Source organism: Acetivibrio cellulolyticus CD2, assembly GCF_000179595.2.
GTDB lineage: Bacteria > Bacillota > Clostridia > Acetivibrionales > Acetivibrionaceae > Acetivibrio > Acetivibrio cellulolyticus.
This window is the reverse complement of sequence record NZ_JH556659.1, coordinates 259,854-273,315: the sequence shown is the minus strand read 5'-3', so window position 1 is coordinate 273,315 and position 13,462 is coordinate 259,854. Positions and strand designations below refer to the sequence as shown.

11 protein-coding genes are annotated in these 13,462 nt (G+C 39.4%); all 11 read right to left on the bottom strand.

Features of this window, described 5'->3' with window-relative positions; genetic code table 11:
* Positions 1-36: 36 nt before the first annotated feature.
* The 11 genes from ACECE_RS29740 to fabD all read right to left on the bottom strand — a co-directional run bounded on the left by ACECE_RS29740 (position 37) and on the right by fabD (position 13,457).
* Positions 37-2,919, bottom strand: a complete 2,883-nt coding sequence (locus ACECE_RS29740; RefSeq protein ID WP_010250906.1) for an AMP-binding protein — start codon at positions 2,917-2,919, stop codon at positions 37-39.
* 29 nt (positions 2,920-2,948) lie between these two features.
* Positions 2,949-4,868 (bottom strand): BtrH N-terminal domain-containing protein, encoded by a 1,920-nt coding sequence (locus tag ACECE_RS0221240; protein WP_010250905.1) that lies wholly within the window; start codon positions 4,866-4,868, stop codon positions 2,949-2,951.
* Between the two features lie 85 nt (positions 4,869-4,953).
* Positions 4,954-5,934 (bottom strand): galactose-1-phosphate uridylyltransferase, encoded by a 981-nt coding sequence (gene galT, locus ACECE_RS0221235; protein ID WP_010250904.1) that lies wholly within the window; start codon positions 5,932-5,934, stop codon positions 4,954-4,956.
* 18 nt (positions 5,935-5,952) lie between these two features.
* Complete coding sequence (locus ACECE_RS0221230) at positions 5,953-6,960, bottom strand: glycosyltransferase family A protein (protein ID WP_010250903.1); 1,008 nt, start codon at positions 6,958-6,960, stop codon at positions 5,953-5,955.
* A 126-nt stretch (positions 6,961-7,086) separates the two neighbouring features.
* A complete protein-coding gene (locus tag ACECE_RS0221225; protein ID WP_010250901.1) occupies positions 7,087-7,632 on the bottom strand; it encodes an SIS domain-containing protein in 546 nt (181 codons plus the stop codon).
* A gap of 75 nt (positions 7,633-7,707) precedes the next feature.
* Positions 7,708-8,679, bottom strand: coding sequence for a GHMP family kinase ATP-binding protein (locus ACECE_RS0221220; RefSeq protein ID WP_010250900.1), 972 nt, complete (start codon positions 8,677-8,679; stop codon positions 7,708-7,710).
* 45 nt (positions 8,680-8,724) lie between these two features.
* Entirely contained in the window at positions 8,725-9,840 is a 1,116-nt protein-coding gene (locus ACECE_RS0221215; RefSeq protein ID WP_010250898.1) for an NAD-dependent epimerase/dehydratase family protein, read from the bottom strand.
* Between the two features lie 147 nt (positions 9,841-9,987).
* Positions 9,988-11,142, bottom strand: coding sequence for an HAD-IIIA family hydrolase (locus tag ACECE_RS29735; RefSeq protein ID WP_010250896.1), 1,155 nt, complete (start codon positions 11,140-11,142; stop codon positions 9,988-9,990).
* A gap of 1 nt (position 11,143) precedes the next feature.
* Positions 11,144-11,389 (bottom strand): acyl carrier protein, encoded by a 246-nt coding sequence (locus ACECE_RS0221205; protein ID WP_010250894.1) that lies wholly within the window; start codon positions 11,387-11,389, stop codon positions 11,144-11,146.
* Positions 11,367-12,185 carry a 2-amino-3,7-dideoxy-D-threo-hept-6-ulosonate synthase gene (locus tag ACECE_RS0221200; RefSeq protein WP_010250893.1) on the bottom strand — a complete coding sequence of 273 codons (819 nt, stop codon included), beginning with the start codon at positions 12,183-12,185 and terminating at the stop codon, positions 11,367-11,369. Before ACECE_RS0221200 ends, ACECE_RS0221205 begins: the two co-directional genes overlap by 23 nt.
* A 15-nt stretch (positions 12,186-12,200) precedes the next feature.
* Positions 12,201-13,457 (bottom strand): ACP S-malonyltransferase, encoded by a 1,257-nt coding sequence (fabD, locus tag ACECE_RS0221195; RefSeq protein WP_010250891.1) that lies wholly within the window; start codon positions 13,455-13,457, stop codon positions 12,201-12,203.
* Positions 13,458-13,462: the final 5 nt, after the last annotated feature.

The following is a 13,462-nucleotide window of genomic DNA, read 5'->3' as shown; positions in this document are numbered from 1 at the left end:
TCGATTCCTCCGAATTTTAATTAATTTTTGATGAATTTAGAGATATAAAAAAAGCACCTCATTATATTGATGCTCCTTTTCGTATATCTCTTTTAGCTTTTCTACCGCATATGAAAAACTTTCTTTTTTATAAACCGAAGAATAAACATACTTTGCGGTCATCTTTCTTACCTCGCTCCAATCGGCAAGGATTTCATCCAGCATCCCGATACCTTCAAACGTTTCTCCATACAACTTATCAAGCCTGTATCTTTCCACCTGCTTAATATTGATTACATTGTTAATACCGCTGAAAATACTCTCTGCATGTTTTTCCAACATTTCTTCACTGCCGGTAATGTTTTCAAAGTCTTTACAGTAGTCTTTCATGCTATAAATACCTTTAAAGATGCCGTCTTTCCTGTTAATCATATTTGCATTGAAGATATGCTTATATGTTTTTAATTCATCCGGATTTTCAATTCTTCCGGGAGTGGTGCAAACGCTGTAATACTCAGAATACACAGGCATATCCACCTTTTTTCCGTAAAAATCGTTAACATATCCTTTGCAGCAGTTTATAATGTCCTGATATGGAATGAGTTTTTTCTCATATGAAAGGTTATCCCTATGCCTGTGTTCGATTACACTATATACCCTTTTTGTATTATCATAGCCGTATATAAGGATACAATGCTCAAAGTGACTCTTGTTGTAAGCATCGACTCTAACCGGCGAGTAAAAGCAGTCAATCCATAACACCACAGGTCTTCCGTTTGAAATAGCAGTGTTTATTCTGTCACACAGATTACTGTCATCACTTGAAGACAGGCTCTTGATACCGATATTGTCAAGTATCTTTTCTACCGGCTCAACAGGCATATATTGAATTATATTCTGCATATCTCCGTTTTTATATTGATATCCGATAATGTCATTTACCAAAAGAGGCATTAAATCCTTATTAAAATGCCTGACTATCGGAATCAGTGAATTCAGGTAGCAGGATCTGTAAAACACATCATTGAAAGGCTCAACATTATTAATTATCCTGCTATCAGTTAATGTTGCTGCTTCAGGATTATTTGAACAATAAGCTCCAGCCTCATGCTTTTGAACAGGATTTATATTATGTTCTTTATCCATACCTCCTGTTTCCCTGCTTTCATTTTTCTTAGCAAGATTTCTTATAGTTTTGAGTTCATAGACATCCGAGGCCACCAGATCAATATTCCGCTTTTCCATTTCCACTTCGAATTTTATAGCCAGTATGGAATTGCCCCCCATATCATAGAAGCTGTCATTCATATTGATCTGTTCCACATCCAGTATTTCTTTCCATACATCTACCAACAGCTTTTCCAGATCATTAGCAGGTTTAGCATCAATACCGGCTGTGGCAATCTTTATATTTATACTCTGCAATGCCATTCTGTCCAATTTCCCATTTTCGGTAAGAGGCATTTTATCGATCTGAACCACATATGAAGGCACCATATACTCCGGCAACTCCGACTTAAGGTACTGTTTTATGTCTGATAAAGATACTTCCGCGCCTGATACGATAAAGGCGCAAATATAATTATTCCCCCTATGATCCCGCTTTGCAATAACTGCGCCTTCCTTAACCGATGGGTGGTTTAACAGTTTAGTTTCTATTTCACCTACCTCCACCCTGTTTCCTCTGATCTTGACCTGAAAGTCTTTTCTGCCCAAATATTCGATACTGCCGTCTTGCAAAAGCCTTCCCAGGTCGCCGCTCCGATATGAAAGTACTCTTATATCATTATTATCTGCCGAAAAAACTCCCTTGCTATAGTCCTCCATATTCCAATAACCCGGTGCCAGATACAGGCTTTTATACATAATCTCACCTGTTTCATTTATTCCGACCTCTAATCCTGAATCATTTACAAGTGTAATATCTACGCCATCCACGGAAAAGCCTACAGGTACTGAAATACACTTTAGTTCTGTCGATTTGTCAAGTATATTTGCTGTCGCAATAATGACCTCCGAAGAACCAAACAAGTTGACAAATAAGCAGTTGTCCGAACAATATCTTTTGTACAGCTCCAGGTCATTTGCATATACTGCTTCTCCTCCAATAACCATAGCTCTGATTGATGAAATTTGAACAGGCTTGGCGACAGTTTCCATAAAGAGCCTAAAGACTGTTGGAACTGAGTGAAAGACAGTAATTTTTTCATCATTTATCCATCCGGCGAGCCTTCCCATACTGCCTTCCAGCTTTATATCGTAAGGATAAATGGCAGCACCATTTAATAATGCTGTAAATATGTCAATCACTGCTACAGTATGGCTGTAGGATGTAAATAATGCAATTCTGTCCGTCGGTGTGATATGCAGCTTTTTTGAATAACAGTCTATAAAGTGCAGAATATTCCCGTCGGTCTGCACTACTCCCTTTGGTTTGCCGGTTGAGCCTGAAGTATACAGGATATATACCTTTTGTGTCGATTTCAATTCAGCCCCCATATATGCTACTTCTGGTGACTCAATTAATAAATCAACATTTATCACACGAATGGAAGAACGTACATCACAAACCAGCTTGTTTGCAAGCTCTGAATTTTTATTGTTAGTCAGAATCAAATCCGCATTTGAATCCTTTAACATATACGCCAGTCTCTCAAAGGGATAGGATGGATCAAGGGGAACATATATTTTGCCTGTCTTTAAAACTCCCATCAAGCCGTTAATCATATCCGCACCATGTTCAAACAACATTGCAACTGTATTGTCCAAGGAAGTGAACTCCCCTTTGCTTTCACAAACCTCGGTGATATGACTGGCAATGATGTTTGCTTTATCATTCAATTGCCTATATGTGAGAACACTCGTATCCGTTTTTACTGCTATTCTGTCACCATGTTCTTCTACCCGTTTTTCAAAACATCTTACTATGGACTTCGTCATACATTTCATCCTTCCTACGCCTCTGTTAATCAAACTCCCTGAATTACTTTAAAGAACTCCAAGGTGCTGTTCTCAATCACCTTAATACATTCTTCCACCCTGTCAACGTGCATTGCTTTTCCCCTGTACAAACTTGTAACATAGTTGTTAATCAGCATATTCGAATCGTTTATTATTTTTATAGATAAGTCCTGAATATGCTTTTTCTCCTTACTATCGGGGCAGAAATACTTAAGCAGAGTATCTATAAGCAGCTCTTTTCCACCTAACTGGGCATATAGCCTGTCAATACATCCGATGTCAAGATTGTTTCCTTTTTCCTTTACGCTGTTATATACTGTGTAAGCATCTTTGCCAGCTTTGTTGTTCAATATGAGGAATTTAACCGTATCCATAAATTGCTCATGCAATTTACCTGTCTCCAATTGATCTTCATCGGAAATTTTGTCCAGTGTGATAATAAAGCTTTGCTCCTTACCCTGATTGGAGTAAATATTCTCGAGAGTCTCAAAAGTACAGTAAAAGCGGCCATACTCAATTTCTCTGGAAGTATTGAATGATCGTAAATGGTTGTGATCAAAAACCGAGTACAGCTTTTTTTCTTTGTTATAACCATTAACCACTGCAATATGACCAGTATGAGAATTTAAATAAAAAGGTGTATAGAACAGATAATATTCATCAAACCAGACACAAACCGGTCTTTCATCATCAATTACCTGTGAAACCGCAGAATGTATATTCTTTTGATTATCTATATCAGTAATTCTCAGTTTATACCCGAGTTTTTCCAATACCTTGCTGTGAAAAATTTCTTCCATCCAATTATCAGATTCTTCAAGGCCACAGCCTTTCAAATCATAGCCTCTTTTCGCACCAATGAAGAACTTGAAGTAATTTACAAGCATATCGTCTTTATGACCTAGAAGAAGAGCAATGCTTCTATCCCTGCAGTTCATCTGTCTCCATGACAAGCTGCTTACATACTTTACAGCATTGTTCTCACTGCTTATATCATCAACAGTTCTTGAGTGTTTGGCTGTTGAGTAGCCATCATATATGCCTCCAAAAGGATTTGTTTTTTCCTTAACTGAAGCACTTTCATTGCAGATTTCTTTTTGGTTTTCATTATGGAATATGATTTTATAGTTCCTGATATCTACCAGGATATTTCCATCCTGATCGAACAGTTTAATGTCATAACCGCTGCTATCAGGCATATCTTCATGGGTTATTTTCTCAATATTTATATAGCCTTTTTGTGGTATAGCGCCATACCAAACCAAACTGTCATATGCTGCAGTGCTCCAGCTTCCTTCTGCCACACACCCAACAGACTCTTCAACCAAGCAATCGATTATATTGGGAGTTAGCATATATCCTTGCAGTATTTCCACCATTTCTTCAGGAATTTCAAATTCTAAAAGTGCTTCTCTGTCGCCTTTGCAAGTGCACAAATTAATATTCCACACTTTATCCTGCCCGGACTGTTTTGTATACGCATTTATACTTGTGACATTTTTGCCTCCGCTGTACCCGCTTTTAATGTCTTTTGGCACATTGCCGGTTGTTTTTGAAGCATTAACTTTATACATTAACCCTTCGGCATGCTTTATCCATTTAAAATTCCCATGCCCATCAGTCTCAAGCGTTTTGCTGGAAATAATAAATTTTAGATGATCAGTTTCTTTTTTTATCAAAGTACGGATTTCAGCGGGGTTTTCACTATCTGACACAAATGGAGCAAAAAGCACTACATCTCTTAGCTCCATAAATCCATCCTGATAGTATTTAATAAAAGCATCCTTTGCAATTTCCATATAAGTGCTTGCAGGAACCCTGTCAAATTTACAGCTGTTCTGCATGCTTTCATGCCTTACGGCACTAAATTCACTTATGAAAGTATCTGCATGGATCACATTTTCAACCCCATCATTAACACATTGCACACACTCTCCCCCTTTTTACAGACATCAAATATCTTGCTGTTCAATCTTCAAATACTCTTAGTCTTTTATCATGCCTTAATAAATTTCATTCGTTACCGCAATTATCTCTATAACGGATATATGCTCTTCGCAGTTCCTCTGCTTTTTCCTCAGGTTCTGTAGGATTGACATGGGCCCAAGCCCCGGTCTCACCGGCTGCATTGTATTTTTGGCTAAACTCCGACCTTACGGGTGAATAGAACTCTACATGGAAATGATAGTGTTCTCCATAGTCACCGCTATTAACAGGTGCCTGGTGCATACACATCATATATGGGAACCTAAAGCCGAACAGAGCATCATAAGCTCCTGTAACCTCCTTTAAAATCCTCGCAAAGTTTAGCTTCTCGCTTTCATCAAACTCTAAAAGGCTTTTTCTATGGTTTTTGCTCACGATATAGACTTCATAAGGACATTCACTGAAAGAAGGCACAAAAGCGGAAAAATCCTTGTTTTCTGTTATGACCCTTCTTCCTGATGCGGTCTCAGCTTTGAGCATATCGCAAATTAAGCAGGAATTATTCTGCTCATGATACTCATGGCATGCCTCAAGCTCAAGTTCAATTCTTTTAGGTATATACGAATAGGCATATATTTGGCCATGAGGGTGAGGTATTGTAGCTCCTATCATTTCCCCTCTGTTCTCAAACATATAAATGTACTTAATCATTTTATCTTCCTTCAAGGATCTAAACCTTTTCACCCAAAGGTTTACCAGTTTTTCTATCTGATCTTGGGGAAGCTGCCATAAACTTTTGGTATGCTCGCTTGAATATAATACTACCTCGCATTTTCCATATGCCTTTTCACGTCTGTATACTTCTCCGTCATAACCTTTGTCTATGTATGCTTCCTTAGACAGAGACGGAAAATCATTGTCATAACTTAGTACATCATAGTTTTCAGGAACCTTCCCCGATCCCGGGCAAAAAGGGCACCAATCCTTTGGCACATCAGGTCTTCCCTGTCTTTTAGGTGCAATAATCACCCAATCTCTTGTTAATGGATTCCAACGCAATTCCGACATAAATCCTACCTACCGTCCTTATAATTTCGCCCATATTAAGTTTTGCAGCTTTTTTGACTTCAGAATATCCTTTGTCTTTTCCAAAGAAATACGTGCAGCTTTTGCTATCTGATCTGCCGCCAGCTCATTTTGATTCTCTCTTCCCAACGTTTCAGCAAGCTTCACGTAAAATTTGACCAGCAGGCTGTCCTTATCTCCCGAAAATTTTCCACTTTCCTGCGCAAGCCTTAAAGCTTCAAGGAATCCATCAGTGTCAACAGCTGCTTTTTGTTCATAATAGTGCATTATTCTCGCACGTGAAACTGTAGGTGTACCTTGCGGTATCCTATACAGAGAAGGAATATCAGGAGAATAAATGTAATCCCCTCCTCCTGCAGAATACCTAAGCCAGGCATGTTGATCCTCCGATACTATCTGTGCCGGAAATGGATATTTATATGCAACATCGGTTCTTACAGCCGTTGAAGAAGTCAGATTTGTATACCCCTTTTCTACTCCTATCTGTATCCAGGCATCACTGCCACAAACAGGGTTTTCCCTATGTCCCTCAAGTATTTCCAGTATTGACTGGGTCAAATACTTTTCATCAACAAGGTTATTCTTTTCATCAATAACCTGGAACGTAGAATAGACTACTGCTGCCTGAGGATTTTGCAGAAATTCCTTTCTTACAGTTTCAAGCCTTTCAGAATGGGATATATCATCAGCATCATTGAAAAGTATAAATGGAGATCCTTTTTCATAAGCCCACTTTATACCTACGTTTCTGCATATGCCTGGTCCGTCGTTTGTATCCTTAAAAATTACGTGAATCTTTTCCGGACACCGTTCCTTTACTTCTTTTAAATACTCCCTTGCCTCAGCGCAAGGTGATAAATCATCAACAATAACTAATTGCCAGTTTGTATCGGTCTGTGCAAATATCCCGTCTACCGCCTGATCCAGATAAAACCTGCTTTCTTCATTATCGTTTCTCCAGTGAGCCATTACAAAAGTTGCAGTTCCCATGGAAAAATCCACACTCATATTTTCACTCCCTGTCTGTAATCGTTTGCAAAATCTCACTTTTTACATTAATTAGAGATTTTGCAAATGTACTTCCTATGTCTGTGGTCTGCATTACTACATTTTTTATACTTACAGACCACCTGTTTAATGTTCAGCCACCCACATTGTAATGGCATAAATTATTGCAGTATGTATATTTTCAATCTGTTCCATATTATCCGACTCAACAACGACAGGTATGTCAGCCATTTTAGACAGCTTTCCTCCGCCCATGCCCGTGAGCCCTATTATCTTCATTCCAATATTCTGTGCAGCTGAAGCCCCTTCCAATACGTTGGGCGAATTTCCGCTGCCGCTTATGCAAATCAACAAATCTCCCGGATAAGCCATATTTTCAATCTGTGAACGGAATACTTGGTTATAGCCCTCACCTTCAGCAACAGATGTTATTATGGCCATATTGGCGTTAAGGCTAAGTATGCATGCTCCGGAGTTATTTCTTTTTATAATTCTCGACAATACACCGGCAAAAAGATTTGCATTAGATCCGCTTCCTCCATTACCACAAACAAATACACGCCTGTTCATATTTACGGTATCAAGCACAAGACGGGCAGCACTTTCAACTTTCTGCACAGGTATGTCATCAATGCCTTTGCAAAAACAATCTATCATAGGTGCCAATGTCATTTTAAAAACCTTCCTTAGCTCATTTATTTTTATCCCACGAATAGTGAAAAACGGAAGTAATATATCACTCGTTGCTTAACTACATAAAAACTTTTTAGTGCCCTGTCTTTCAAAGCTGAATTGAAACTCTTTAAGATTTCCCAATGCACGGCGTACAGAATCATGAAATTCCGGCTGACAAAAAATCAAAAGGAACCCACCACCGCCTGCACCTGTAATCTTAGCCGCCGATGCACCCGCATCAAATGCCTTATCAATAGTTTCGTTTATCCAACTGTTGCTTATTTCACCGGCAAGCTGCTTCTTCATCATCCAACCTTCGTACATTAAATCTCCAAATCTTTTGATATCAGCCTTTGTTATAATATCAATGGCCTTTACAACCTGATTTTTCATGTCCCTTAAAATGGGTCTTGTATCATTTATAAGCCGGTTTTGCTCTTTAAGGATTCCTTCCGCTTTACGTCCAACACCTGTGTAAAATAACAGCAGGTGCTTTTCCAAAACTTTATAAATGTCGTATTCAGGCTCGACAGCCTTTACCTCTACGTCTCCATCAGATTTGAACGTCAAAACACGCATTCCTCCAAATGCAGCTATATACTGGTCCTGCTTTCCTATAGGCTTACCGAGAACATTGATTTCAATATTGCATGCAAGATGTGCAAGTGTATCTGCCTCCACTTCAATTCCTTTAAAAGTATATAAAGCATTCAAAAGACCAACTGTTAAACTGCTTGAAGACCCTAATCCGCTTCCCGTATGTGGAATATCCGAAAGAATTGTAATTTCAATACCGTTTTTAATTCCTGTTAAACGCAAAGCCTCTCTTATCAAGTCATGCTTGATCTGTTCAACCGAATCAACATTTTCATCTTCAAAGCATCTTATATGTATCCGCCCGTCATAGCTTTCCTTCAAGATAACGTATATGTATTTGTTTATCGTACAACTCAAAACACAACCGTCCTCTAACGACCAGAACCTTTCCATATCGGTTCCCCCGCCAAAAAAGCTAATTCTGAGCGGTGTTCTTGTTATAATCAAGGTATCACCCCCTATATTCAGTTTAGGAATAGCTGAATTTTTCTTCTATATCTGTGACTTCATGATAGCTGTTTTATTCTTCATATCTCTCATTGCAGATGCAAAATAGTCTTCAAGGTTTTCTGCTTTATTCAGGTATTCAAGATAATCCGCAATCATATTGCGCAAATTCTTTTGAGGTTTCCATCCCAAAGCCTCAAGCTTCGCTGGTGACGATACTATATGGCGCACGTCTCCAACCCTGAACTCACCATTCATCACAGGCTTCAAACTGCTGTTCATATATTCCGATATTTCTTTATAGAACTCCAATACTGTAGTACTTATACCGCTTCCTACATTGAAAGACTGATAATCGGCATCAGGACTTTCGAGTACACACATATTGGCGCTTACAACATCATCAATGTGAATATAATCCCTCATAAGCATTCCATCTTCAAAAATAATAGGAGACTGGCCCAATGTCAGCAGCGTAGCAAAGCTTCGCAATATCCCCGTATACATGTTATAAAATGACTGTCTTTTACCAAGTGTAATTGAATACCTCAGGCATACCACAGGAATACCGTGCCTGCGGCCAAGATTGTGACCGATAAGCTCCTGAGAATACTTTGATATGGCATACTGTGTATTTGGATTAACCAGTTTCTCTGTAGCCTGAAGGTTTTTCAGCGTTTCTCCGCAAATGGGACAGGTATGTTCCCATTGTCCTTTAGCCAGACGTTCAATCGGCCTTGGCATTGGCTGAAGTTCGCCGTGCTGCGGGCAAAAATATTGGCCTTCTCCATATACAGCCTGTGAAGAAGCAATTATAATCTTTTTTACATTTAGTTTTTTCTCCGCTATTACTTCAAAAAGCATTGATGTTCCAACGCTGTTAACATCAAAAAATGTGCTGTAGTCGGGAAGATACCCTTGATGAGCTCCCTCATGGAATACAACATCAACACCTTCCAGTGCTTTTGATACTGCTGCTTTATCTCGGACATCACCTATAATGAGTTCTGCCTCCTTAGATAAATAATCAGGTATTCTGCCTCCCGGATGCACAGGTTCGGTTAACGCATCAAGTATCCTCACCTTATATCCTTTAGCCAGCAATGCATCTACTATATGTGAACCGATAAAACCTGCCCCACCTGTAACAAGTGCTAACATAAAAACCCTCCTAAAAAAATATTCTAATAATGATTCAACTTTCCCGCATATAACCTTTTAAGGCTCCGGTTGCTCACATGTTAAGGAAGTCCAAAAATGCTATAGGAAAGTTGAGTAATAATTTTACAAATAACTTCTCTCAAACTCTTATTTGATACTACACAATAAAGATGATTGTTCTTCAAACCTTTCTGTGTTGCGTTTGAAACTTTTACTTAAAATCAAATCTACAGCTTCAGGCAAATCGAGAGCATAATAGTCAGGAACCACGTTCCGGCTGTCAGAAACTATTCTGTCACCGGATAGCAAGATAGTTGTAAGCCCGCTTCTCTGCCCTGCTTCAATGTCTGTATAGCTGTCTCCAATCATTATTCCTTTTTCCCTGTCCAGGGGAAGTTCTTCAAAAGCTTGTACAATCATTCCATTCTTCGGTTTACGGCATTTACAGTTGTCATCCGGTGTATGCGGACAATAATAAATTTTACTTATCATTGCACCCTGACTATATAAAGCGCTATCCATTCTGGTATGTATTTCATTAAGCTCCTCGTGTCCAATAATTTTATGCCCGACCGCAGCCTGATTGGTTACTACAACTACTGCATATCCCTTCTCATTGAGCTTTCGGATTGCTTCTTCAACACCGGGAAGGAACGTAAATTCCTCCCAACTCTTAATATAGTCCGGTCTATTCCTGTTTATCACTCCGTCCCTATCTAAAAAAACCACAGGCATTTTTAGTTCTCTCTTAAGCTGAACCGCCAAACTGTGGCATAAAAATGTATGCACAGAATCGATTTGCTCTGTTGTTTCTCCTTTTACGCTGCAGAGTACATGTGAGTATTCCTTCAGACCTTCTGACAAATCACCTGTTACAGATACAACGCGAAGTCCTTTTTTGAAGCTGAATTTCGCACCTTCTACCAAATTTTTATGGGGTATACCCGACGAAAATATTATTACCAGGTCACCGGGTAGGGCACAGGCTTTTAAGTACTCTACATATACGCTGTCCATTGAAATATCATTTGAAACAGCTGTAAAAAATGGCATATTATCCGAAAGTGCAATCACCCTGATACCAAGTCCAAGCATGTTGGAAATATTTTCGCCGGAATTTTTCATAAGATCGTTGGCAAAGTGTGAAACTGTTATACTGCTTGCTCCATTCCCCACAAGATATATTGTATGTCTTTGCTGAACAGCCCGTTTGATTTCGGATAGAATACTGTCATAAGGCATTTGATCGAGTGATGAGACAAGCTTGGTCACATTTTTTAAATAGTTGGCAATTGTCGTCACATTAACCTCCCATTTCTTCTATAAATTCCACCAGACTTTTTAGCGTTTTGAAATTATTTACGTCAATTATGTCGTCTTGAAACTCAATATTAAATTCCTTCTCAATCTCAACTACCAGTCTGATAAAGCTTATCGAATTTATATTCAGGCTCGATAGAGTATCCTCAAGCCTTATCCCTGAATTATAATCAACATCGAATTTTTCGTTCAGTATAGATATTAGTTTAGACTCTGCATTCTTCTGCATAAGCACCCTCCAATTCTTCAAGCATACTTAAGCACTGTCCAAGCTTTAACTTCCTATGGATCAGCTTGCTTATAAGGTCTGTAATTAATCCAGGATTCTTGTGCTGGAAAACATTCCGGCCTATTGCAACACCTGATGCACCTGCATTCAGAGCATCATCAATGGTACACATCAGTTTTTCTACGCTATCCATTTTTGCTCCGCCTGCAATAACTACCGGTATTCCCACACCCCTTATCAACTTTTCAGTATTTTCAAAAGAACCGGGATATCCAATCTTCACAATATCTGCTCCAAGCTCTTCAGCTACACGCGCAGAGTGCATAATGGCATTAATATCCTTAGGATTCTTATGTGTGTAAATCATAACTAAAAGGGGCATTCCCCACTCCATACAATCTCTGGCAACAATTCCTAAATCCCTGGTCATTTCGCCCTCCGACCAAACTCCAAGATTTACATGTACGGAAACCCCATCAGCTCCAAGCTTCACAGCCTCTTCCACCGAACCGGTCAATACCTTGTGGGTGGAATCATTACTCAGTGAAGTTGAAGCCGATAAATGCATAATATACCGGCCTTTTGAGAGCTCGGTATGACTTGCAACAGATTTCAAAAGTCCCTTGTGCAAGACAATTGCATCTGCACCGCCACTTAATATCTGTGTGATTGTACCAACGTAGTCCTGGATTCCATCAATCGGACCTAATGTTACACCGTGGTCCATAGGAACTATGCAGGTACGTCCTGTATCAATATTCATAATTCTTGACAATCTTAAACTTTTGCCATACACTTACTCCACCCCCATTTACATTTCAAATAAGTTTTCAAAACCTGTTTCTTTAAATATTGTGCCAAATCTTTCACTCTGTTCGCCTAATTCTATACCTTTTGTTCTGAACACCGACTTGAGCATTTCAACAGCCTCTTTGAGTTGCTCAACTGAAGGTTCACAGCCATCAGCCTCCAACTCCTCCTTCATCTTCTGAATCTTGCGGTATGGCTCAACCACACCCTTTGCATATTCTTTCTCATCCCAGTTAGTATTTTTAGTGCACACAACAGTTGCAAGACACATTTTCAAAAGCTTTAATCCTTTTCCTTTGCTTTCTTCTGTATTCTTTCCCATGTCTGAAAGTTTCCTTTCAAGTGCCGGGATATCTTCCTCATTATCGAATGATAATGCCGGGATACCCGGCACATTCCTTTTCATAAGGTTTTTCAATACAGTCTGCGGTCCAAGCTCAATAGCCATATCAATCCCTTTAGACTCAAGGAATTTCATGGATTCATGCCAGCGAACCGGGCTTACAATTTGTAATGTCAAGTTTTCAATTATTTTGTCCTGTCCTCTGTACGGCAATGCCGTAGCATTCGATATTACATCCCATTTCAACTCATTATAAGAATAAGAGTTAAGTTCTTCCTTAAGTCGATCGGCAGCCGGCTGCATCAAAGGACTGTGAAACGGCGCACTCACTTTTAAAGGTACTACCCTAGCTCCAGATTTCTTAAGTATTTCACTTGCAGCGTTTACGGAGGATGCGTGCCCTGATATGACTATCTGATCTGTTGAGTTATGATTTGATAGCACTACCAGATGGTTTTCATCCGAAACCTTTCTGCACGTATCTTCAAGTGCTGACTTATCTACACCGCTTATGGCTGCCATAGCACCAATTCCCTGTGGAACGGCCTCCTGCATAAACCTTCCGCGGTTCCTGACAATTCTAATTGCATCTCTGAAGGATATTGCTCCCGAGCAGGTCAGTGCTGAAAATTCTCCTAAGCTATGTCCCGCCAGAAATACCGGTTCAATCGCGTACTTCTCCATGTAAACCCTGAATGCAGCCACACTGGCTGTCAGTATTGCCGGCTGCGTGTTCTCTGTCTTTGTAAGCTCATTAATATCACCATTAAAGCAAAGCTCTTTCAAATCAAATCCCAAAGCTTCATTAGCCTCATCAAAAACTTCCCTTGCTGTCGCATAATTTTCATAGAGTTTCTTTCCCATTCCAATATATTGTGATCCCTGTCCGGGAAATAACAATGCAATTCTTTTCATCTATC